This window comes from Sporosarcina soli (genome assembly GCF_042655805.1).
GTDB classification, from domain to species: Bacteria; Bacillota; Bacilli; order Bacillales_A; family Planococcaceae; genus Sporosarcina; species Sporosarcina soli.
On the sequence record NZ_JBHSNO010000001.1, the window covers coordinates 528,734 to 553,076 of the forward strand.

Below are 24,343 nucleotides of genomic sequence, written 5' to 3' on the forward strand. Positions count from 1 at the left end.
GTACAGGTAATGGTAAAATACCCCTTTTTAAAAAGTGCTTCCAGGCATACCCCTCACACCAAGTCCTCCATCACTCTCAATGACAGTTCCTGTGATCGCCTTAGCGTTATCAGATGCTAACAGGACATAAGCGCCGTTATGATCACTTGCTTCCTGAGCAATTTGCAGCGGATTTCTACTTGCAATGCTTTTCTTCCTCGTTTCCGGGTCAATCTTTTTCACGGTATCTTGCAAACATGGGATTGCAGTGATTTCCGTAACCGTTCCACCAGGTGACACACCATTTACTCTAATGTCAGGAGCCAACTCATAGGCCAACTCTCGGATAAGTCCTACAATCGCATGCTTACTTGCCGTGTAAATAGGACCTCCGCCATTCGGATAAAACCCGGAATTGGAAACAGTGAAAATGATATTCCCTCTCGTCTTCTTCAGCTCTTCAGCAGCAGCTTTTGCCGCTAATAAGCCCCCTTTTACATTGATATCGAAAATGGTTGAAAACGCTTCGTCCAGTTGCTCTTCAGGCAGTCGCTCCAATGTGACAAAGCCATCGAAGACGCCTGCATTAGAAACCAATATATCCAGTTTTCCAAACTGTTCCACTGTTTTTTGGACAGCTTCTTGATGGCTTGAATATTTTGTTACGTCGCCTTTCACTGTTAAAACATTGTCTTTAAATTCTTCTCCTAACGCATTCAGCTTCTCTTCTGATCTTCCCAAAATACAAACTTTTGCGCCTTGATGTATAAATTCCCTGGCGACTGCCTCTCCAATGCCATTTGTTCCACCTGTCACAATTGCTACTTTTCCATCCAATAATTTCGTCACTTTTACACTTCCCTACTATTAAATTAATCTTTCTTGGAACAACTGTAGCTACCCTATTTTTAACGGGTAGCTACATAGTTGAATGTCTAATCAATTACGCCTCGGCGTAATTGCGTCCGGATTTTGAATTGTGCTTGCACAATTGACTCCTTTCAAAATCCGTGACATCCGCCGGAGGCTTAACTTGATTCAGTCGGGTTTTGGACTCTCTTTGATTGAAATGCTTTCTGATATTCACCCCACCACTTATAGAAGTGGTGGACTCTGCTGAATCAAGTTAAACAAAAATCGCCAAGTTTCTCGTACCTAAAGAGGTCTGGTCTGCTAAGAACCAACGTGACACTAGCTTCCATTCACCGTTATCTTTACGCAGCACATCTTTACGCTCTCCTGAGATTAAATCAGCAGTCGTATCTGTACTTCTACTTCTATACAACAGCAAATTACTATGAACTGTCACTTCATTTTCTGACACTTCCTTGATCTTCACATTTGAAACATTTCTTCTTGTACGTGACGGTGGCAATTCAGCCCACGCCATATCCGTTTTCAAACGATCGATTCGAAGTTTCAAAGTTGTCGAATCATCATCGAATAGCAAAGTAGCTTCTGAGTAATCAGGTTTTGACTCTTCCATTTGGTTAATTCTTAAAGGCATTATATACTTGATTTCTTCATCTAGCAGTCCATACCAATCATCAAAATTCAAATCATCCAAAAGCTCTGCTTCTTTATAAAGCCATTGCTCAATTTCATATTGTAGAATAATATTCTCGTGCATCCCATTCACCTCTTATTCAGCTGTTATTTGGTCAAGCCAGTTTCTGAAAAATGCTCTTGAGTTCGCTTCATTAAATTTGTCTTTATAGACAATACCAGGTCCAACGAAGTCTTCTACTGGCTTTTGTTGCATTCCCATCGTATAGTTGTAGACAATGTTTTCTTGTAAATGATATGGATTTTTACTATTCTGCGTGATATCTGTAAAATTTTCTGTATCGTCTTGCTCGAAAATTCCGGAAGCTCCAAATGTTAATGTATTCGCTTGTACAGATAATTTTTTCCATTCTTCTGGCGCGTCTTTTTCAACAAGCACCCAAGAAGAAATCTCCATGGAGTCTGGACCTGTCGGCTTCCAAATACGAAGAGATGTGTGGGAGACTTGTTGCCCTTTCAAATCCATCGAAGAGATGAGAATCATAATGTTCGGTGATACACAAACGATCATATTCTTCATATTCTCCAAAATATCGTATTGGTCATCACTGAGCCGTTCTTTATATTCGTCAATCAAGTTTTCCGGGAAAGCGAAACCACCAGGGTTAGGCATACCTAAGTTCAGTCCGTGGCCATTCCCTGTATAAATTTGGTAACCGTATTTCGAATAATCCCCAGTTGGCACAAGGCCTAATTTTGCAATTGACCCATGAGACACCAATGTATGGTAAGAGTCTGAAATTGTATTATCTGATCCCAGTTTCCAAGTTCCATCTACATTCCATTTTTGCGGAAGACCTACAACTTCCATTTCCGTACGGTTAAATGCCAAGTCGAGATACCATTTAATATCTCCCAAAAATTCATTAAGGGAAACAGCATCATCATCAAGCGTTGCAAAAATTAAGTCTGCATAGACCTCATGACGGATTTCTTTCAATCCCATTTTACTTTTATCCATAGTATCACCGTAAACGACTTTCTCAAACGGAATCCCGACCAAATCACCAGTATTTCTAAAGTTGAATCCATGGTATGGGCATGTAAAGTTTTTTTGATTTCCATTATCCATCCGGCAAAGTTTCATGCCGCGGTGTGTACAAACATTTAGCAACACATGAATTTCACCATCTGCACCATGTGTGACGATGACGCTTTGTCCTCCCATTTCCCGTGTCACAAAATCTCCTTTGTTCGGGATTTCCGACTTATGAGCGACAAATAGCCAGTCTTTTAAGAAAATTTTCTCCATTTCAAGCTCGTAAACTTTGGGATGGGAGAAAATATAAGATGGAATCAGTCCTTCTTCTGGCTTGACGGTGTCCTTCAAGTACTGGATCAATTCGCTTCTTGTCATTTCTTCCAATCTCGGAACTTGTTTAGTGCTTGTAATAGTCATGTAAACGACCTCCTTATTGTTATAAGCCAATCTTTATATTAGATTGTAACTTTTTCAATGTGCCTAGCACACTCAAAGCGGCTAACATACTCGTGTTAGGGTTCGTATGCATCGGTTCGTTTTCGATTTGAAACGTCATAGAACCAAAAGTGCCTTCCGCTTGAATTTGATGATGATTTTTTGTAACCGTCGAATCAGCAATAATTTCAACTTTTGTATTTTCCACCCCGATTCCAGCAAGTGATAATACAATGGATACGTTAATATTTTTAGGGAATTTTTCAATCGCTTCCGCAGCAGAACCTTGGAAAATCACTTTTTCTCCTTCGATGTCCTCTCCAAATGAATGCGCCGGCTTCCTCGTTGTTAATGAAACCCTTTTCAATTCTCCTAATCCATTTGCATTTTGGATTGCGTCTATTCCTCCAATTGCACCGGATGGTAAATAAATTGAATGATTGTGTTTTTTCCCCACGAGTCTTACTTGTTCTAAAAATGCCTCATCAGCTAGTGCTCCGATACTAATGATGATCACTTCTTTTTTCTCGAGCACCTTTGGAACAAGCTGATGAGTCGTTGCTACATTGGCAGCTTCCACTACGATATCTATACCGGAGTCGAGGAATTGGTCGATATCATCGAATAACTGAATACCGTAATCAGCAGCAAGCTGCTCATATTTTTTAAAATTACGGACAAATAAGCTTTTCACTTGCAATCCGTCCAGCTGTTTTTGTTGCGTTTCTTTCATGATGAATGTCGCAATGGAACCTGCTCCGATAATTCCTATATTCATTCAGACCACTCCTTAATCAGCGAATCCATATGAATCAGTGAAATGTTCAAAGCCGCCAAATTCTGTCACGCTTGATAGACCACTTTCTTTAATTCCTGGAAAATCGAGACGTAAATCTTTGAAAATCGTATGATTGTTAAAGAATATGGCGCCAGCTTCGATACGATCAGCCAACCGTTTTGCTGCTTCGATGTCAGTCGTCCAAATGGATGCCCGCAATCCGTATTCTGAATCATTCGCATAATCGATCACTTGCTCTACATCTTTGAACGGCATTACCGGAATGACAGGACCGAATTGCTCCGTTCTCATGATTTCGCTTTCCTGATTCACATTTGTAATGATGGCTGGAAGCATGAAATATCCGTCATCCCACGTAGCCTCGTTCAGTTTTCTACCAAAGTAATGCACTTTGGCACCTTCTTTTTCCGCGCGGTCAATCAAATCTCTCACAAAACGGAATTGTGATTCATTGTTCAATGGGCCCATTTTGACATCTGGCTGGATCCCGTTTCCGACAATTGTTTTGTTGAATTCTTCGCTTAGCTTATCCAATAACTCTTCGTATCTTGATTCGTGGACATAAATACGTTTAATGGCAGAACATACTTGCCCAGCACCTTTCAAAACTCCATTTCTTAACTTGAGGATTGTTTCCTTGTTTAAATCAGCATCGGCCAATATAATAGCAGGGTCATTACCACCCAGTTCCATATTTAATTTTTTCAAAGTGGACGAAGACTTTTCCATCAATACTTTCCCTGTACTTGTGCCACCTACAAACGCAATTGTCCGGACCCGTTCATCCTTCGCAATTCGATCGCCGATCAGACCGCCCGAACCTGTCACGACGTTCAAAACCCCTGGTGGTAGACAATCAGCCAGCTCTTTCATGAAGACCATAATCGTCAATGGACAATCTGTCGCAGGTTTGAAAACGACTGTGTTTCCTGTCAAAATAGCCGGTATGACCCGCTTGAACGTTAAGATCATCGGAGAATTCCATGGTGTAATAATTGCCGTCACGCCTCTCGGACGTCTCCGTACTTCGACCTGTTGGGCTGGCCCCGACAAATCTTTTGGCTCATACCAATTTTTCAGGTTTTCTGGCATTTCTTTTAAAATCTGAACACATCTTTGAATATCTAACTTACCTTCTAGCAAAGTTTTCCCATTTTCTCTGACAAATAATGTCGTGTACTCATTGACGCGGTCTTTCACACGCTCCCACACTTGGTGAACACGCTCAATCCGTTCATCCAATGCTGTTTGCGACCATGTTGGATATGCATCTGCCGCTACCGTAATCGCCCGGTCTACATCCTCTTCGGATGCCATTCCGATAAAACCGACGACTTCACTTGTGACGGCGGGATTGATGACGTCTTTGTGCTTTTCTAACGTTAACCATTCACCGTTCACTAATATCTTTCCTGAAATTTGCAAAGTTGCTTCCGTTTTATAGACCAAATTGTCTCCCTCATTTCCATTGAACGATCTTATTTTATTTTCTTCGGTTGAAATGATGAAGCGACACCCGGGGGCCCTCCGAATGGTTTAGCCATCGGTCCTACCGCTTCCATATCGACGACAATCAAAGTCATCTTATCTGACTCTGTCGCCTTCTCCAACGCTTGGTCAAATGCATCAGCAGAACCCACCCTCGTTGACTCTATTCCCATCGAATGTGCGAGCTGTACAAAATCCGGACTGACCAAATCGACAGCGACTTGTCGGCCATACGCCGCATCTTGAATATTTCGAAGTACACCGTAACCGCTATCATCAAACACTAGGATGATCATCGGAAGGTTCTCTTGGACTGCTGTCGCAAGTTCACCAATATTGACCATGAAGCCGCCATCCCCTGCTAATACGACAACCCGTTTATCAGGATTCGCTTTTTGAGCACCGATCCCTGTCGGTAAAGCTTGCCCAATTCCGCCGCCTGAAGCATGAATTGAATGGCGTGGTTTATAAATCTCGAACAGTCGGCTTCCCCAAACGTTCGCTGGAATGGTGACGTCTCTGACAAAAATCGTTTTTTCATCTAATCTGTTTCTCATACTGTCCAAAATATTTTCATAAGGGCCTAATGTTTCGCGAAGCTTGGCTCTGAGCGTTTCACGCAATTGCTGGACTTCTTCACTATATTCACCGCCCGGCTTCGTGTAACCGCTCGCTTCCAGTTGAGTGACAAGGCTTTCTACGACCGTTTTGATATCTCCGACCACCCCATACTTCGCCTCATAATTTCGACTGACTGCCAAATAATCGGCATCGATTGTAATATGGTTTTCCGGTACTTCAACTGACCAGCCAGAAGTTTCATTACTTCGGAAACGTACCCCAATGCTAATAAGTAAATCAGCATTTGCCAAAAATTGTTTTGTTTCCGGAGAAGCACCAAAATGTCCAATACATTGCGGATGATCTTCCGGAATGATCCCTTTAGCCGATTGGCTCGTAATGACAGGCGCGTCCGTCATTTCAGCCAACTGTCTGATTTGTTCGGAAGCACCTGACAAAATTGCTCCGTTTCCGACCCATAATACTGGCCGCTTCGCTTCTTTCATCGTCTGCACAACGGCTTCAGGTACAATGAATTCTTCTTGTGTAGAAGAACTAGATGCCAATTCATCGTAAATCGGAGTATCTGGAATAATGGCTGATTGATAATCGATTGGAATTTCAACACTTATTGGACCTGATGGTGTTTGGAATGCTTCCTTGATCGCTTTACGGATAAATCCAGTTGCCTGCTCGGGAACCTTTAATTGATAAGCCTTTTTACAAGCTCCCTCCATCATTTGAAGCTGATTTTTGCACTCGTGGATATATCCTCTGCCTGTCCCTATTTGTTCAGAAGATACTTCACCGGTTATATGTAATAGTGGGACGCCAGCACTCCATGCTTCCACCAAAGAACCTGCCGCATTTCCCGCACCTGTTCCTGTACTCGTAATCGCCACGCCCAGCTTTCCAGTCGACCTTGCGTGCCCGTCAGCCATGTTCACTGCCCCGCTCTCTCCACGTGCACAAACCAAGTCGATACTGCCTTCACGTAAGATCGCATCGTAAATCGGCATGTTGTGAATACTCACAATACCGTAAGCGGTTTCAACCCCCTCATTGACTAATTCCTTTACGATTGCATCCGCTACCGTAAATTGCTTTTGTGTACTTTCCACCCCAAGTCCCCCTTGTCCTATAAAACTTTACTTAATCCACCCGATACTTCTATATTTGCGCCTGTGACATAGCTGGCACGTTCCGAAGCTAAAAATAAAATGACGTTGCCAACTTCTTCAGGTAAGCCGACCCGAGCCAGTGGGATTTTTCTGTTTTCCGCCAACTCTTTATAATACACTTCTGGATCTAAATCAGGTGCTCGTTCCAATCTTCTCCGTTCCCATTGGTCCGTTTTGATCAACCCAAGGCTAATTGTATTGATGAGTATATTATCTTTCGCCAATTCGTGCGATAAGCTTTTCGTCAAATTCAGCAATCCTGCTCTCGTTGCGGCAGTTGCGACCATATGTGGTTCCGGCTCTTTGGAAAGTGTCGCATTCATATTGATAATTCGGCCTTTTCCTTGCGCTTTCATGAACGGGACAACTGCTTGGACCGCGTAAATGACTGCAAAATATTTCAGATTAATTTGTTCTTGCCATTGCTCATCGGTAATGTCGAAGAAGTGAGACATAATACTTCGTCCTGCATTATTGACTAGCACATCAATTCTATCGAAATATTCACCTGTCGCATTGATGAATGCTTCTACGTCTTTACGCTTGGAAACATCGCATGTCATGCCGAATAAATGATCTCTGTTCGAATCATCCGTCAATTTTTCGATCGCTTTGTCTAAACGATCTTGGCTCCGTCCGCAAATGGCAACTTTCGCTCCTTCTTCCAACAGCATCCTTGTTGTTTCAAAACCGATACCTGCAGTGCCGCCCATGACGACAACAACTTTGTCTTTTAAATTTAAATCCATCTTACTTAGCCCCCCCCCTTTTTCCATCACTTCGCATTCATTAAAGCCCAACCGGGATCCGGCTCTCCTGCCATCTTCGCCCTAGTCTCCGGTGTAGGGGGTCCTGCAATTCCCCATCTATCCGATAAATGTGGTACACGCTTCCAAACTTGCGCGCGCCATGTCTTTTTATCTTCGATCACATCTACATAGCATGTGTACTCCATAACAAACCCGCCTGGATCTTGGAAATAACAGAAGATGTTATTGCCTGGTCCGTGTCTTCCCGGTCCCCAAATCTCTTTGTATCCTTTTTTTCTGACGTTACCGATGCCGCGCATCACCTCATCCACACCTTCCACTTCATAGGCGATATGATTGACCGATGCATGGTCCGCTCGATTAAACGAAATTTCATGATGATTTTTATCGCACCGCAGGAACACCATCTGATCCTCGCTCCAATCCGAAACCATAAAGCCGAGCACTTCAGTGAAGAAATCTGTTGATCGCTGGATATCAGTTGTATTCAAGACAATATGGTTCAAGTAAAGCGGGTTTGAATCGACTTTTCTTTGCCACGGTTCTGTGTGAATGTCTACCCATGTAGAAAGCTCAAAGCAGCGATTTTCATAGTCTACGAAACGAAGGCCATATCCGCCGCCCACTTCATCCAGATAGCCCGGCTGTTGGATGATCTCCACTCCTTTCTCTTCCAAATAGATTGCTGCTTTGTCTACCGCTATTTTGTCCACCATACCAAATGCAATATGATGAAGCCCTCTTTTCTCACCTCGTTGCAAATGAAGAATATGATGTTCTGGACTTGAACCGCGGAAATAGACATGATTGTCATCTTGTGAGACAACATCCAATCCCCATACATCCCTGTAAAATTCAATTTGTTCTTCCAAGTTAGGTGTAATTAAACCTATGTGACGTAAATGTGTTATTTCAAGCATTGAGTTTCCCACCTTTCAAATTTTTCTCCCTAGTGAGCTTTTACAACACAGCATTGTTTTATATAAAAAACATTGTTTCTATTACTAATATTCACATTATCTTACTCTTACATCTTTGTCAACTAAATTTTCAGATTTATCAACAATTAATTCATCCGCAACAATTAGGCACAAATATAATTCACGCAAGGGCGCAAATCATTTCTGTGCCTATAAGCTAGAATTCATCGAATCTTTCTGGAATACATATTAAGTAGTCAATACCACAAATGAGGATATTTCTTCAGCTATTTGACAGACAGCAGGGATAATCTTTTCTTTCATCAGCTCTTCATCTGCCAAATGCTGTGATGTGGCTATGTTTATAGCGGCAATTACCTTATTGCCTTTCCCGAAGACTGGGCAAGCGACAGACCAAACCCCTGTTTCAAACTCACCTTTATGGAAGACATATCCTTGCTCTCTAATGGATTGTAACTCATCCCTCAAGCTTTGGATTTCGACTTTCGGTGCATCTGGCATCTGCAATGCTCCAAGTTCCGCCAGCAACTCTTCTTTTTCCTCTCCAGGTAAATGTGCCAATAGACACTTCCCCATCGCCGTAGCATGGACAGGCAGATGCGATCCGACGTTAATTGTAATCGTAGCGACACTTCTTGCGGGATACCTGGCGATATACACAATTTCGTTCCCGTCCAACATCCCCATATGTGAGGACATTCCCGTTTCGTCTCTTAACTTCTCCAAATAAGGCGCTGCCAGTTCAGGTAGTTGGAGGCTGTTTAAATAAGTAAAGCCTAGTTCAAGCACTTTCGGTCTAAGTCCATAGCGCTTCGTATGACTATCTTGATAAATATAGCCGCACTCTTCCAATGTATATAAAATGCGATAAGGCGTTGTTCGGCTGACACCTAAATTACTCGCAATTTCTGCTAAGGAAAAAGTTTGATTTTCTACACTGAACATCTTTAAAACTTCCAGTCCACGTATGATGGAATTTGAAAGATATTTTTCATTATCACTTTTTTTCTTTTCGACTTTCTTTTCTGTGGTCGCCATTATTTATTCCTCCTCTCTTAAAAAATCGAGTACATATCTATTGAATACTTCCGGTTTTTCCAAGTAACTGAGATGGCCTGCATCCGCTATTGTCTTTAAACGCCCGTCTTTCAGCCTTTCAACGATAATTTCCGACTCGCTAACAGGCGTTACTTGGTCCTCTTCTCCACAAATGACAAGTGTAGGAACCGTAACTTTAGGATACTCATCCATTTGATTCAAATGATATAAACTATTGGCAACGGATTTATAACCCGCAGGTCTGACTTCAGCCATAATATTTTGCGCATATTCCAAAATTGCAGGTTCAACATTTGCAGCGAGCAGCGCCGGCGTTCTTTCTCTTGCCAATTCTTTCGGTGAAGAATTTTCCACAAGATCATGCCTGGCTTTTCTTTTCTTTGCATTTTCTTCTTCATCGAGCGCCGCCGCTCCCCGGGTCGGTGCAGCGATCATCAATTTGGTAACCATTTCAGGAAATCTTATCGCAAAATCGATCGCAATCGCCGACCCCATCGAATGCCCTAACAAATAGACTTCCTTGAATTGAAGTCCATCCAGAAACCTCTTTAAATGATCCGCAAACTGGGAAAAATGTTGTAATTCTGGAACAGGGTCTGAACTTCGACCGTAACCGGGGGCATCCCAAGCAATTACCGTATAATCTTTCTTCAGCTCTTCCAACTGGCGGATCCATGACTTCGAGTTATTTCCCAAGCCATGCAATAAGACAAGCGGAGGACCGCTTCCTTCAATAAGGTAATGAATAGACAGATCTTCCAATTCCACTTTCGACATAAAACCCCTCCTCAAGCATTTTTATCGTTTTTCTATGTTTTAGCAATAAAACAAAGTTCCCGATATTTATATCGATTGTACGTACTTACTCTTCGTAAAGTCAAGCGACTTCCAAATGACATGTCTGACTATTCCCAACACGCATTCACTTCAAATTACATTCCAAGACAATAAAAAAAGGAAATAAGAAGTGATCTCTTATTCCCCCCTGTCTATAATTGAAATAAAGAATCCACATTGTCTTTATACTGTTTCAGCTACGCGTATAAACGGTTCATCTGCGACTTGTATCGAGTCTGTTGGACATCCTTCATAAGCATCCAAAAGGTCATCTACTAAATCTTCTTCTATTGGAGTAACGCCTTTATTATCGTCGAGAATACTATAAGATAGGCCATCATCATTATAATCAAATATATCGGGGGCAGAAGCTCCACACGCACTGCAAGCGATACAAGTCTCTTGGTCTACTAATGTATACTTCTTCATATTGGTAATCCCCTTTTCATGTTGATATTCTCAATTGATTTAACTAGATGAACTCTTTTACAAATTCCTGGAAAAGTTCGGATTGTAACTCGGGCTTCATATGGGCCAAGGGCTGCTCTGCATACCCTTTCACTAATTCCTGGTAAGAAGGTCTCTCTTCTTGATAGACAATTCCGGTTACGAGGCTATCATGCTTCATTAAAGTATTCATTGCCAATTCGCGGTTTGAAGAATCGTACCCTTCAATATCATTTAACTTGGTCAAATTCTCTTTGAACCAATCATACGTGTTTACTTTATTGTAAGTAACACATGGACTATAGACGTTAATGATTGAAAAACCTTTATGTTGTATCCCCGCTTCTACAGTCGCGGTCAATTCTTTAATATCCGCTGAAAAACATTGTGCCACGAAGCTAGCTCCACTCGTAATCGCCATCTCCATTGGAGATAATGCTTTTTCAATAGATCCTTCGGGTGTTGACGATGTGATAAATCCATCCTCTGAACGAGGTGATGTCTGACCTTTTGTCAATCCATAAATTTGATTATCCATTACGATATAAGTAATATCCATATTACGTCTCATTGCATGAATCGTATGTCCAATCCCAATTGCAAAACCATCACCATCTCCTCCTGCTGCAACGACAGTCAGATCACGGTTCCCCATCTTTACTCCTTGAGCAATCGGAAGTGCCCTTCCATGGATTCCATGTAGACCGTATGATCTAATATATCCTGAAATACGACCTGAACAGCCAATTCCAGAGATAACCGCCAGATTTTCTGGAGAAAGATTTAGATTAGCTGCAGCACGCTGGATCGCTGCTTGTACAGAGAAATCTCCACAGCCTGGACACCAGTTTGGCTTCACACTATTTCTAAAATCTTTAACTGTTGATGTAGACATGTTCTAACAACTCCTTGCTCTCGTCGTAAATATGGTGTGGCTGGAATGGATCACCATCATATTTCAGCATGCTTTGAATTTTATCTACATGACCAACATTCATTTTTATAATATTGGCAAGTTGCCCCGTTGCATTGCTTTCTACAACTAATACATGATCTGCCCCCTCTATATAGGGTTTGATAGCTGACGTCGGGAATGGGTGAATGAGACGAACTTGCAAGTGATTTACATTCAATCCTTCTTCTCTCAGACGAAGGACAGCTTCTTCAATCGCACCACGGGTTGCATTAAATCCTATTAATAAAAGATCGGTTTTTGTTATAGGAATATCCACTGTAATCGGATTTGGAAAACGTTCTGCCAAGTTGGATAATTTACGCATTCTTTTATCCATTTGCTGTTTACGATTCAATGCAGTTTCATTTGGTCTACCGGTTTCATCGTGCTCGACCCCTGTTACATGATGAATACCACCTTTCACCCCTGGAATCACACGTGGAGAGACACCATCTTCCGTTACTTCATAACGTTTAAAATAATCCTTCTCTTCCGTTTGTTCAATGTCATTCGTAATTAACTTTCCTCTTCGAATTTGTACTTTATCATAATCAAAAGGCTCTACAGTTTGCTTTGCTAACGAAAGCTGCAAATCGGATAATAAAATAACAGGGCACTGATATTCTTCGGCAATATTAAATGCTTCAATCGTATCGTAAAAAGCTTCTTCAACCGTGCTTGGCGCAATGACAACCTTCGGGATCTCTCCGTGGTTTCCATAAATCATCGCCATTAAATCTGATTGTTCTTGCTTTGTCGGTAATCCAGTAGATGGGCCACCCCGCTGTGTATCAACAACAACAAGAGGTGTTTCCGTCATGCCGGAAAGGCCAATCGCTTCCATCATTAATGATAACCCAGGACCAGATGAAGCAGTGAAAGAACGAGCCCCCGCATAGTTAGAACCAATTGCCATCGTCACAGCAGCAATTTCATCTTCTGTTTGAATGACTGTCCCACCGACTCCCGGTAGCTTTTTAATTAAATACTCCATAATATCAGATGCAGGCGTAATTGGGTAAGCAGGCATAAAGCGGACTCCTGCTGTCAATGCACCAAGCGCAATAGCATCATTCCCGATCATAAACATATGCTTTTGGTTATTTTCTACTTTTTCAAGAAATAAAGAGGTTGCTCTATCTCCAATGCTATTTTGCGTATACACATAACCCGCTTGGATAGCCTCCATATTTTTCTGAACCATATCTCCACCTTTTCTTCCAAATATCTCTTGGATGACAACAGAGAAATCCTCAACATCTAAATTCATAACAGCACAAGTAGCACCAATCGCTACCATATTTTTCATCAAAGAAGTACCTAATTCGAAAGCGATTTCAGTAAATGGAACAGAATAAAGTTCAGCCTTTGAGTCTTCCGGCTTCACTGGTTTAAATTTTGTATCAGCAATGATCACGCCATCTTCATGTAATTCGTGATAGTTTAGATCAATCGTCTCCTGATCAAATGCAAGGAGTATATCTAAATCATCTGCTACTGTTTGGACTTTTTCAGTACAGACGCGAATTTTATTATTCGTATGACCGCCTTTAATTCTAGATGAAAAGTGGCGATATCCATATAAATAGTAACCTAGTCGGTTCAGTGTTTTAGAGAAAATCTCCCCCGTACTTTCTATCCCTTCTCCTTGCTGTCCTCCTACTTTCCACGATAGATCTTTTTTCATGAAATCTGCCCCCTATTAGCACGGTATTGTTAAAATCATTTAAGTTAACATACAACCGCTGATTTATGTCAATCACCTAAATTAATTCAACTTATATATATCGCAAATCCTTATGCAAAGATTGCCGTACTATGTTTCGGTTGTAGTTTCACTTTCGGGTCAATATACTGTTTTGCATTACTTACTGCGACCGGTGCCTCTCCGAAACCAGTAGCGATCAGTTTCACTTTCCCTTCATACGTGGCAATGTCCCCAACAGCATAAATGCCAGGAATATTCGTTTCCATTTTTTTGTTAACGACTATAGAGTTTTTCTCGATTTCCAAACCCCAATCTTTAATTGGACCAAGCGCGGAAACGAATCCATAATTAACGATAAAGTCATCAACATTGATTACTTCACGATTTTCAGTTTTAGACTCTTCAATGACGATTTGTTTGATACCGCTTTCATCCCCGATCAGTTCAGAAGGCTCATAAGGGGTTTTAATCACCACACTGGATCTTTTCAGATTTTGCACGCTATGTTCGTGGGCACGGAATTTATCGCGTCGATGGATGATGGAAACTCTTTTCGCAATCGGTTCGAGCATCAATGCCCAGTCGACCGCTGAGTCTCCCCCGCCACATACCGCCACTTCTTTATCCGTAAACCTATTCAAGTTGTCAATGAAATAATGCAGGTTTTTCCCTTCGAATTGCTCCGCGCCTTCAATCCCCAACCGTCGAGGTTCAAATGCCCCGTTCCCTGCCGTAATAATGATCGTTCTTGAAAAATGAATTCCTCGATTCGTTTGAAGTTTTAAAAAACCATTTTCTTGCTTTTCCACTGTTTGTACAGCTTGCTCCAAACAGATTGTCGTCGGAAACATATTCACTTGTACTTTTAAATTCTCGATCAATTCTTGTGCACGGACTTTCGGTAATCCAGCAATATCATAAATATACTTTTCCGGATAAAGTGCAGACAACTGGCCACCTAACTGAGGTAAGCTTTCTATAATCTTCACACTGGCTTCCCGCATCCCTCCATAGAATGCAGTAAATAATCCAGCAGGACCTCCTCCAATTATTGTAATGTCGTATACTTTCTCATCTATATTCATTTTGAATCCCTCACTTTTCTCCGGTTCATGCCGATGGACCTTTACCGTTGAGCAAAATATAAAACTATGTAATCAATTACGCTGAAACGTAATTGCATCTACTAGATGTGGCTGGCACAAGTCAATCCACGAAGCGATTGCTTTGTCGCTACAGCTTGGAATGACTTGTGACCCGAACATCTGGATTCTGGTGACCCACTTCACCGAATAATTAAACCGCTTTCATTTTGTCACCTCTAAAGGTGACAGTCTTCTACAGACAACGCTTTTCTTTCGATACAAAAAGATTCGCTGAATGAAGATTAGTTGACCCATCGATAAATTAGCGGTCTGCCTGTGCTACAATCGCTTCTCTTTCTTTTGCACGCTCAATGCGGATGTTTTCAAGTTCGCTGCCTTCTGGATATGTCGGTAGTTGTGGCTTTGCCGCACCAAGCATAACAAGCATCATTGCATCTTCATTTCCATCGTTCCGGATTCCACGCTGTATGCCCGGCGGTACGCTGACACAGTCGCGCTTATTCATTTTGATCTCATACTCTTTTCCTTCATGCTCTAAAAGTACTGTCATTTCACCTTCCAAAATGAAGAACACTTCTTCCACGTCTGAGTGTAAGTGCAACGGACCAATTGAACCTGCTGGTAAAACCATCGTACTTAATGTGAAGTTGTTTGCTTCAATTACATTTGAATCTTTGTTTGCTGTCGCACCGCGTCCAATATAGCGCATTTGTGCACGGCGATATCTCGGATCTACTTCTTCTTGGAACTTTAAAACGTTCCAATCCAGCTTTCTATCTCCCAATCTCGCAATATACTTCTTTTCAAAATCCTCTACTGTTGTGAACTCCATGTGTTCTTCCTCCCTATTTTTAGACTTCTTAACGAAGAAGCCTATGTTTTATATAGAAAACAATGTTTCTATTTGTTTATATCATACTTCTAAACAAATACATTGTCAACACAAGGTTTAAAATTTTCTAATAAATAATCCGCTGTTTGACGAAAAGCTATGAAAAAATCAGCAGTGTCAAGGTGCAGGTACACCCAGATAGACATAAATCGAGCAGGTGGGGTGCTATATCCGACCTCTCACACCACTGTACGAACCATTCGGTATACGACGTTCAATTAAGATAGATGACGTAAATTTTTGTCACGTAATTGCAGATTTTTAACTCCAGTAGGAGTTTCCTAGGCCTACGAGTAATATTAGGATTTTGGAAATACTCCAGTATCCCCTACGCGAATTTTCACACCTTGGCTTCTTGGTTTCTTGGTTGCTTCCAATCCTTTCATATATACATCTTCCTAATCCAATTTTCTGAAGATGCTTGGTGTATCTGCTAATGTGGAGTAGCCACACCTTCCCATCAGATACTGATTGAGTTTCTTGATTCGATAGAGCATCGTAAAGGCTTTTCCTTGAAGTAATCTATCGGATTTTATTCATCATCCGTTTCACGCATTTTTAGCGATGCTGGGCACACAAAAAGATGGAGATGTCTGATATTTCCTCAAAGTAAAAGAGGTGGAGAAAATAATTTTCTCCACCTCTTTTGTATCTTTTTGTCTTTGTTCTAAAAATTAGCTGGCGTATGCCTGTTAATTTCAGGAGATTGTGCAACACCACAATTCCGAATTCAATGTGGACCTTTTCCAAGACTTCTAGTAGAAATCTGCGGAACGAACGATTTCCCTTGATGTGACCGAACTCACATTACTCCTCAATTTTACGTCGAGCGTTGATAGCTGCTTTCCTCTTACATTCAAGGGATGTTTTAGTTTTGGCTTTTGCTTGCATTTCTTCACATATCGGATTCCAATAAACCTGCCGATTGCCTATGGCTCGAGCGATTTCATATTTATTTTGAAGGGTTTCCTGAATCTTTTTCTTCGATTTCCCTTAGATACGAAAGGTTGGTTTTTTCCACACAAAAGAATATTTTTAGGCACGGGACTCGATTTTTGTTTCGCTCAAGAAGTAATTTTTCATTGTGATATGTTGTCATCAATTAGTTTCAGAATCATCGTTTCAAATAATTCGTCCATCATTGCTGGCAAGTTTTCTCGGATCAATTTCTCGATTCCGCGACACGCGTATTCTTTCTGTGAGTATGCGTAAAGGCTGACTTTTAACATCATCTTTTGATGACAGGAACTACGCCACCACCTGAATAATGAGCAAAAAGCTGCTCATTAGGAATTGCTTCTAGCATTTCATCTACTACGCGCAAAATGATGTTTCGGGATTAGAGCCTGTATGTCAAAGATGGCAAAACTTTGAAGGTTATTGTAGGGTTTAAACGGGGGTGACAGTTGTCACTTAGATATGTTTAATTTATTTTCCTCTAATGCGAATGGAAGCTGTGTGTTATAATCATGAGTGGTAATCTTTAGATTTCACATAAAAAATCGTCCTTTCTATAATGGTTGCCTGGTCACTTCCATTTTACTAAAATGGACGATTTTTTGGATATTGACTTTCTGTTTTTGAAGAGAATATTAGTTGCTTAAAATGAAAGTTAGCGACTCCTGCGGGGATAGCGCGAATGGATAGCCCCCTTTAGCAATTTCGTTCCTTACCGCAAAAACTATCTATATTCCAACTTTAATTAACGTTCTTCATCAAAATGGAAATTGGGATGATAAGGAATAGAAGGAATTTCAAGACCAATTCCTGTGATTTTTGTTCTGCTGCAACTTCAATATGTACCATCATTTCATCATCTTACTATTTGAATTAAAATTGATTGTTGGTGCAATTCTTTATACTTTAGGAATTCTAATCTCTGATTTCCGCAAACAGTTCTCCGGCATTTCGGACATCCACATTCCCACCACTTACTATGAAACCAATACGTTTACCTTCCACTGAGAAATCACGATGAAACAAAGGAGTTAGACTGACTGCTCCCGCTAATTCGACGACTATTTTCAGACGGCTCCAGAGATAGTGCATCGTCGTTATCACACCTTCGTCCCTGACAGTGATCATATCGTCGACAAGTTCTCTGAGAATAGGGAAATTAAGATTCCCTAATGACGTACCTCGTAGCCCATCGACAATCGTCTGCGGATTGTCTATACGGTGGAGTTCACCGGTATTGAATGAACGTACTGCATAATCGACCAATTCAGGCTGCACGCCAATAACCTGACACTGAGGAAGCAAATGTTTACTACTAATAGCACTGCCGCTGAGCATTCCGCCCCCACTGCATGGAACCAAAAGATAGTCCAGTTCTCCGACCTCCTCAATTAATTCCTTGGCAGCCGTTCCCTGTCCGGCTATTACTTCCTCATTATCAAATAGCGGGATAAAGATATAACCGTTTTTATCGATCAGCTGTTGGGTCACATCCTCTCGCCTCTCCTTTGCCCGGTCGTAGTAGACAATATCGGCACCATAGGACTTGGCGGCAGCAATTTTCACTGGTGCCGTATCCGAAGGGACGACGACTGTTGTATGTACTTTCAACAAATTACCTGTCAGAGCGACAGCCTGGGCATGATTACCTGAAGAGTAAGTAATGATCCCTTTCCCGCGAACATCCTGTGGCAGAGAACTGACAGCATTATAGGCACCACAAAATTTGAACGCTCCGATGCGCTGTAAATTCTCACATTTTAAGAAAATCGTGTTTCCAGTCTGCTTATCAAGCAATTGTGAAGTCATTACCGGGGTTTTATGGGCCACACCTTCTAGACGTTTAGCTGCTTCCAATACCTTTTCAAACATTGACGAATCCCCTATTTGTTTTTGTGCTATTAAGATAATAACATTATTAATAGATCCCAGCTATTAAGATTCTTATTTAAGTTCATAAGGCATAAACAAATAAGGCTAATCTAAAGGTCACTAAATGCGGCCCACATAACGAAACATATATTAATGATTACCCATATTAATACTAATAAATTTTAATTCCGTCATGTCTTCAATAGCATATTTAACACCTTCTTTACCTATTCCTCTGAACTTAACTCTTCCATAAGGAATGTGATCGTAGCGTAGCTAGGAAACCTTATTAATCCACACTTCAACTGTTTCTGGTGCAATCTTCCATCAGTAAAGCCCAATAGATATCGATTTTGTAATCATTGGACCAGTATCCGTTGGCGGTTTAAGCGGATCACCTACATTTAGTTTCTTCGCTTCCACAACCAGTCTTTAAACAAGTAATGGATATATATTTTTTGGTGCGTAGATTCTTTGGACAGAAACACAAGCCTGCCTTGCAAAGGTAAAACCACCTTGAATAAAAGATGAGACACAAGCATCTAAATTTGCATCATTAAAATTGAGAATTGGAGCGTTAAATCCTAACCCTAACGTTACTTTTTTAGTCCCAGCCATTTCTTTGATCTTCTATCCAATGGAATTACTACCCTTAAAGGTCACTTTTTCACTCTAGGTTCAATTATTAAAGTTTCCCCTACTTCCACATCCATACCCATTACAATATTTAATGCACCTTTAGGAAGACTGGCTGCGGACAATATAAGACAAACTAATAGAACTTAATGTTGACATTTTTTTATTATTAGTTATACTTCGAATTGTTAGACCAAATAATTTAATGAGATTGAACTAGAGGTGTCCGGTTAGTCTGGGCTGAGAGGGAAAAAACGTTTAAGTTTTCCTAACTCTTTGGACCTGATCTGGCTCATACCAGCGTGGGGAAGTTTCTAAATTCTACTGATGACATGCATTCAATATGTATGTTTCATTTAGAGAGACTAGGTCCGTATTTACTTGGATCTAGTCTTTTTTGTGAATAAATCGTGTGTCATTATTCATGTTCTATGAATGAGGAACGACTTCCTTTGGACTGAGTTATGGTCTACCAAGAAACTAAAAAAAGAGGAGACGATTGACTTGATGGACAAAGAAATAGGGACTATGCCAATTCACATTTATGAAAGTTTTCCAGCGAGCAAGAAAGTGTACATTCAAGGTAGCAGGCCGGACATCCTTGTACCTGTAAGAGAAATTCAACTATCACCGACGATAACGGATAGAGGCGAAAGTGAGAATGAACCACTCCAAGTCTATGATACAAGTGGTAAATATACGGATGACAAATATAAAGTGGATATTCGCAAAGGACTCCCTACAATAAAGAAAAACTGGATCTTAGAACGCGAGGATGTAGAGGAATATGAAGGAAGAGAATTAAAGCCGGAAGATAACGGTTATAAAACGAATAACGAAAAAGAAAACAATAACTTTCAATTACCGAAAAGAAAACCACTACGTGCGAAAGAAGGTAAAAATGTAACACAGATGCACTATGCGAGAAAAGGAATCGTTACTCCTGAAATGGAGTTTATCGCAATACGTGAAGGCATGGATGCAGATTTTGTCCGTGATGAAGTCGCGCATGGAAGAGCCATTATCCCATCAAATATTAACCATCCAGAAACGGAGCCGATGATTATCGGTAGGAATTTTCATGTAAAAATAAATGCTAATATCGGAAATTCTGTGGTCACATCCTCCATTGAGAACGAAGTAGAGAAAATGACATGGGCAACTCGCTGGGGTTCAGATACAATTATGGATTTATCGACAGGTAAGGATATCCACACAACACGTGAATGGATTATCCGTAATTCTCCGGTTCCAGTCGGAACGGTCCCGCTCTATCAGGCACTTGAAAAAGTAGATGGAAAAGTGGAAGATCTTTCTTGGGAAGTTTACCGTGATACATTGATTGAGCAAGCAGAACAAGGTGTTGACTATTTTACTCTTCACGCAGGGGTATTGTTGCGTTATATCCCAATGACCGTGAAGCGTGTCACTGGGATTGTTTCAAGAGGCGGTTCAATAATGGCACAATGGTGCCTGATTCATCATAAAGAAAGCTTCTTGTATACTCATTTTGAAGAAATTTGCGAAATTATGAAGCAATATGATGTGTCATTTTCTTTGGGGGATGGTTTACGACCAGGTTCGATTGCCGATGCCAATGATGAAGCCCAGTTTGCAGAACTGGATACGCTTGGAGAATTAACGAAAATTGCATGGAAGCATGATATTCAAGTAATGATTGAAGGTCCCGGTCACGTACCAATGGACTTGATTAAAGAAAACGTTGATAAACAGATGGAAGTCTGTCAAGAAGCACCCTTTTATACATTGGGACCATTAACGACTGATATCGCACCGGGATATGATCATATTACATCCGCAATCGGGGCAGCAATGATTGGCTGGTTTGGTACGGCAATGCTTTGTTATGTAACACCGAAAGAGCATCTTGGTTTACCAAACAAAAATGATGTCCGAGAAGGTGTTATAGCCTATAAAATTGCAGCACACGCGGCTGATCTTGCGAAAGGCCATCCAAATGCTCAAAAAAGAGATGATGCACTTTCAAAAGCACGATTCGAATTCCGTTGGATAGACCAATTCAATTTAGGACTTGATCCAGAGCGTGCACTGGAATACCACGATGAAACATTACCAGCTGAAGGAGCAAAAGTTTCCCACTTTTGTTCGATGTGTGGCCCGAAATTTTGCAGTATGCGAATATCACATGATATACGGAAATATGCAGATCAAAATCAGATAGAAGAAAAACTTACAATCGAAAAAGGCTTGGACGATAAAGCAAAGGAATTTCAAAAGGTTGGCGGTACTCTATACATTTGAGACCACTTTGGAGGGGGGAGTGACGATGAAAGAGACGGATCTACTTTTGAATAAAATTGAACAATGCAAGCATCAACTCAAAATACTGGAAACAGCACTGAAAGAACTCCAAGAAAATTGTTCACATGATTATTATATAGTAGAGATTACACATCGAATATGTTGTAAGTGCAATTATGTGGATAGTTTATATTATTAACTCAACTTTCGCACCTGAATAAAGTATTTCAATGCAAGTGATTCTAAGGCGCTCTTAACGTTCTTTATCGTCCTTGACAAAGACCGGATGTGGTCGGAATGGTAAAACCGACGAAACAGCGCTATAAAACAACATCGATATTGACGGAGTCTATAAATTATTTATAAGATCCCCCTACGTTATGATACTAGCCATAAACAAAAAAGCTAACATCCAAACGCAACCAGAAAGACCTTATCTCCGATGACCTTAATCGTGAAGATGAAATAGAGACATTGATACCAAAATCACTTTATTCATTGGCACAAAGGAGTACAGAATATGAAAGTAGTTGCACCTAAAAGTTTTACGTATAGCGGAGGTAACAAGGCGGTTCTTTTACTGCATGACTTTACTGGCAATGCGGAAGGTTTCGATGAAATTGCGGTTGCGGGCGTTTCGTTAGGTGGATTACTCGCCTTAAAAGTAGGATCAGACTACCCGTAAAGGGTATTGTTTCGATGTCTGCCCCCGTTCAAACGAAAACGGAAGAAGAGCTTTATCTACGCGTACAAAATTACGCAAAGGGCTATAAAAATTTGAGGGCAAGAACGACGAACAAATTCAAGTCGAAATGACAGAATTTGAACAGCTACCTATGCCCTCTTTAACGGATCTTCAACAAACCATTGAAGAAACGGGTGGCAAACTTAATCGAATCACCTCCCCTCTTTTGATTTTACAAGGTTATTTAGATGATGCGCTTTATAAAGAAAGCGCGCAAATTATTTACAATCATGTGAAAACAGAAGATAAACAATTAAAGTGGTATGAACAATCGGGACATATCATTACGTTGGATAAAGAACGGGAAACCGTCTATGAAGATGTCTATACGTTCTTGGATTCTTTAGATTGGTGACACTTTTCTAATTAGATGATTTCTTAATTGATAGAGGCTGTTTAGAAACTCATTGAAAACTGACTTTCTGGAACAGCCTCTTCTTTATTTTTTACCGGAAACTAACTTCCTCATTTTTGAAAACATACATCCTTCACATAAACTAAAACTGCTTTTGTACATACGGAATGATCCGACAGACAAAAGCAGTCACTTTCAAATTATTGTTGTTGTTGTTCCCGTTTTCGCAATTCAACACGAATGGTTTTTCCAGAAGCTGTTTTAGGTAGCTCCTCTATAAACTCAATTTTTCTAGGGTATTTATAAGGAGCAGTTAATTTTTTCACATGTTCCTGTAAATCACGAATAAGCCCTTCCTCATTTTTCCTTTTGGGTTCACGAAGAACAACAAATGCTTTTACAACATTTCCTCGTACTACATCCGGGCTTGCGACAACCGCACATTCGCGGACAGCAGGGTGTTTCGTCAATGCATCCTCTACTTCGAATGGACCGATTGTGTAGCCTGAACTAATGATAATATCATCGCTACGTCCTTCAAACCAAAAATAACCGTCTTCATCCATTTTTGCCCTGTCGCCTGTCACATAATAATCACCACGGAACTGCGTTTGTGTCCGTTCCGGATCTTTTAAATACGCTTTAAACAATGCTGGTGTCGAAACATGTACCGCAATATCACCGACTTCCCCTGATTGGACCGGATTCCCTTCTTCGTCGATAATTTCAACTTTGTTACCAGGTGTCGGTTTCCCCATAGATCCTGGACGAGCTTCTATACCTAATAGCGACCCGACCAGCAATGTATTTTCCGTCTGTCCGTACCCATCCCTAACGTTCAGTGAAAATGTTTTATCGAAAATAGCAATCACTTCTTTGTTGAGGGGTTCACCAGCCGAAACGGCACTTCGAATGGAGGAAATATCGTAATCCTGTAAATTATCGGCTTTCGCTATGAATCGGTATTCCGTCGGCGTACAGCAAATTACATTCACACTATAGGCATTGATAAGCTCCAAATACGTATTTACATCGAATTTCCCATCATATACTATTCCAGTTGCTCCGCTGCCCAGCACGGAAAGAAATGGGGTCCAAATCCATTTTTGCCAACCAGGAGCAGCTGTTGCCCAAACAATGTCATCTTCTTCAATACCGAGCCAAGCACCCGCTGTTCGTAGATGTGCGTAGCCCCATCCATGCGTATGGACAACACCTTTAGGCTTTCCCGTCGTTCCTGAAGTGTATGACAAAAATGCCGTGTCTTCACGATTCGTGGCAGGCGTTTTAAAGTCGGATGACGCCGTTTTCAAAAGTTCCGTCAACGAAAGCTGTTCCTTTTTGGCGCAACCTACAACGAAAAGCTGGACATCCTTCATATTCTTCACTTCACTGAACTGGTCTGTAAACGCTTCAAATGCTACAATCGCTTTTGCTTCGCTATGCGCCAATCGGTATTCAATATCGGATGCTCTCAACATTTCTGAACTTGGAATGACGACAAGCCCCGCTTTCAGCGCTCCAATATAGGTCACATATGCCTCAATCATTCGTGGCATCATGACAAGAAGAACATCACCTTTCCGAAGACCATTTTCTGTAAAAACATTGGCTGCCCGATTGGACGCTTCCATTAATTCATCGTAGCTAATTTCTTTCTTTTCGCCTGCTTTATTGATATAGATTAGGGCTTTCTTTCCCGTACCATTCGTATACTTTTCAAATTCACTAGCCAAATTATATTGTTCCGGTGCGATAAGTTCTTCTCTATTCATCCCAATATCCCCTC

19 protein-coding genes, 1 pseudogene and 1 riboswitch are annotated in these 24,343 nt (G+C 41.0%); of the genes and pseudogenes, 2 read left to right on the plus strand and 18 right to left on the minus strand.

All coding sequences use genetic code 11. The annotated features are described in order from the left end of the window. Nucleotides 1–27: 27 nt before the first annotated feature. The 17 genes from hcaB to ACFPRA_RS02675 form a co-directional block, all read right to left on the minus strand. Nucleotides 28–828 carry a 3-(cis-5,6-dihydroxycyclohexa-1,3-dien-1-yl)propanoate dehydrogenase gene (hcaB, locus tag ACFPRA_RS02595; protein ID WP_381430287.1) on the minus strand — a complete coding sequence of 267 codons (801 nt, stop codon included), beginning with the start codon at nucleotides 826–828 and terminating at the stop codon, nucleotides 28–30. Between the two features lie 277 nt (nucleotides 829–1,105). Then, nucleotides 1,106–1,609, minus strand: coding sequence for an aromatic-ring-hydroxylating dioxygenase subunit beta (locus tag ACFPRA_RS02600; RefSeq protein ID WP_381430290.1), 504 nt, complete (start codon nucleotides 1,607–1,609; stop codon nucleotides 1,106–1,108). 12 nt (nucleotides 1,610–1,621) lie between these two features. Next, a complete protein-coding gene (locus ACFPRA_RS02605; RefSeq protein WP_381430292.1) occupies nucleotides 1,622–2,944 on the minus strand; it encodes an aromatic ring-hydroxylating oxygenase subunit alpha in 1,323 nt (440 codons plus the stop codon). Between the two features lie 19 nt (nucleotides 2,945–2,963). Continuing rightward, the gene (gene nadX / locus ACFPRA_RS02610) at nucleotides 2,964–3,740 is read right to left on the minus strand and encodes an aspartate dehydrogenase (RefSeq protein WP_381430294.1); all 777 of its coding nucleotides are present in this window, start codon (nucleotides 3,738–3,740) and stop codon (nucleotides 2,964–2,966) included. Nucleotides 3,741–3,752: 12 nt separating this feature from the next. Beyond that, nucleotides 3,753–5,210: an aldehyde dehydrogenase family protein gene (locus ACFPRA_RS02615; RefSeq protein WP_381430297.1), complete on the minus strand. Its 1,458-nt coding sequence runs from the start codon at nucleotides 5,208–5,210 to the stop codon at nucleotides 3,753–3,755. A gap of 29 nt (nucleotides 5,211–5,239) precedes the next feature. Further along, nucleotides 5,240–6,931: a thiamine pyrophosphate-binding protein gene (locus ACFPRA_RS02620; protein ID WP_381430298.1), complete on the minus strand. Its 1,692-nt coding sequence runs from the start codon at nucleotides 6,929–6,931 to the stop codon at nucleotides 5,240–5,242. 17 nt (nucleotides 6,932–6,948) lie between these two features. Beyond that, complete coding sequence (locus tag ACFPRA_RS02625) at nucleotides 6,949–7,740, minus strand: SDR family oxidoreductase (protein ID WP_381430301.1); 792 nt, start codon at nucleotides 7,738–7,740, stop codon at nucleotides 6,949–6,951. A 26-nt stretch (nucleotides 7,741–7,766) separates the two neighbouring features. After that, the gene (locus ACFPRA_RS02630) at nucleotides 7,767–8,681 is read right to left on the minus strand and encodes a VOC family protein (protein ID WP_381430304.1); all 915 of its coding nucleotides are present in this window, start codon (nucleotides 8,679–8,681) and stop codon (nucleotides 7,767–7,769) included. Between the two features lie 249 nt (nucleotides 8,682–8,930). Continuing rightward, nucleotides 8,931–9,740 carry an IclR family transcriptional regulator gene (locus ACFPRA_RS02635; RefSeq protein ID WP_381430306.1) on the minus strand — a complete coding sequence of 270 codons (810 nt, stop codon included), beginning with the start codon at nucleotides 9,738–9,740 and terminating at the stop codon, nucleotides 8,931–8,933. Between the two features lie 3 nt (nucleotides 9,741–9,743). Then, complete coding sequence (locus ACFPRA_RS02640) at nucleotides 9,744–10,538, minus strand: alpha/beta fold hydrolase (RefSeq protein ID WP_381430309.1); 795 nt, start codon at nucleotides 10,536–10,538, stop codon at nucleotides 9,744–9,746. A gap of 243 nt (nucleotides 10,539–10,781) precedes the next feature. Beyond that, nucleotides 10,782–11,027: a ferredoxin gene (locus ACFPRA_RS02645; RefSeq protein ID WP_381430312.1), complete on the minus strand. Its 246-nt coding sequence runs from the start codon at nucleotides 11,025–11,027 to the stop codon at nucleotides 10,782–10,784. 43 nt (nucleotides 11,028–11,070) lie between these two features. Continuing rightward, a complete protein-coding gene (locus tag ACFPRA_RS02650; RefSeq protein ID WP_381430315.1) occupies nucleotides 11,071–11,940 on the minus strand; it encodes a 2-oxoacid:ferredoxin oxidoreductase subunit beta in 870 nt (289 codons plus the stop codon). Continuing rightward, complete coding sequence (locus tag ACFPRA_RS02655) at nucleotides 11,921–13,687, minus strand: 2-oxoacid:acceptor oxidoreductase subunit alpha (RefSeq protein WP_381430318.1); 1,767 nt, start codon at nucleotides 13,685–13,687, stop codon at nucleotides 11,921–11,923. The genes ACFPRA_RS02650 and ACFPRA_RS02655 overlap by 20 nt, the downstream gene beginning before the upstream one ends. A 110-nt stretch (nucleotides 13,688–13,797) precedes the next feature. Then, a complete protein-coding gene (locus tag ACFPRA_RS02660; protein ID WP_381430321.1) occupies nucleotides 13,798–14,793 on the minus strand; it encodes an NAD(P)/FAD-dependent oxidoreductase in 996 nt (331 codons plus the stop codon). 322 nt (nucleotides 14,794–15,115) lie between these two features. Next, nucleotides 15,116–15,646 carry a cupin domain-containing protein gene (locus tag ACFPRA_RS02665; RefSeq protein WP_381430324.1) on the minus strand — a complete coding sequence of 177 codons (531 nt, stop codon included), beginning with the start codon at nucleotides 15,644–15,646 and terminating at the stop codon, nucleotides 15,116–15,118. A 1,932-nt stretch (nucleotides 15,647–17,578) separates the two neighbouring features. Continuing rightward, a complete protein-coding gene (locus ACFPRA_RS02670; RefSeq protein WP_381430327.1) occupies nucleotides 17,579–18,493 on the minus strand; it encodes a pyridoxal-phosphate dependent enzyme in 915 nt (304 codons plus the stop codon). Between the two features lie 474 nt (nucleotides 18,494–18,967). Beyond that, nucleotides 18,968–19,153 (minus strand): aldehyde dehydrogenase family protein, encoded by a 186-nt coding sequence (locus tag ACFPRA_RS02675; RefSeq protein ID WP_381430330.1) that lies wholly within the window; start codon nucleotides 19,151–19,153, stop codon nucleotides 18,968–18,970. Nucleotides 19,154–19,379: 226 nt separating this feature from the next. Next, nucleotides 19,380–19,497, plus strand: a riboswitch (TPP riboswitch). Nucleotides 19,498–19,678: 181 nt separating this feature from the next. On the opposite strand from ACFPRA_RS02675, the gene thiC reads away from it, so the two are divergent. Next, nucleotides 19,679–21,454, plus strand: a complete 1,776-nt coding sequence (gene thiC / locus ACFPRA_RS02680) for a phosphomethylpyrimidine synthase ThiC (protein ID WP_381430332.1) — start codon at nucleotides 19,679–19,681, stop codon at nucleotides 21,452–21,454. Nucleotides 21,455–21,974: 520 nt separating this feature from the next. After that, nucleotides 21,975–22,554 (plus strand): annotated as a pseudogene (locus ACFPRA_RS02685) (alpha/beta hydrolase). 200 nt (nucleotides 22,555–22,754) lie between these two features. Here the strand turns inward: ACFPRA_RS02685 and mbcS are convergent. Next, complete coding sequence (mbcS, locus tag ACFPRA_RS02690) at nucleotides 22,755–24,329, minus strand: acyl-CoA synthetase MbcS (RefSeq protein WP_381430335.1); 1,575 nt, start codon at nucleotides 24,327–24,329, stop codon at nucleotides 22,755–22,757. Between the last annotated feature and the right edge of the window lie 14 nt (nucleotides 24,330–24,343).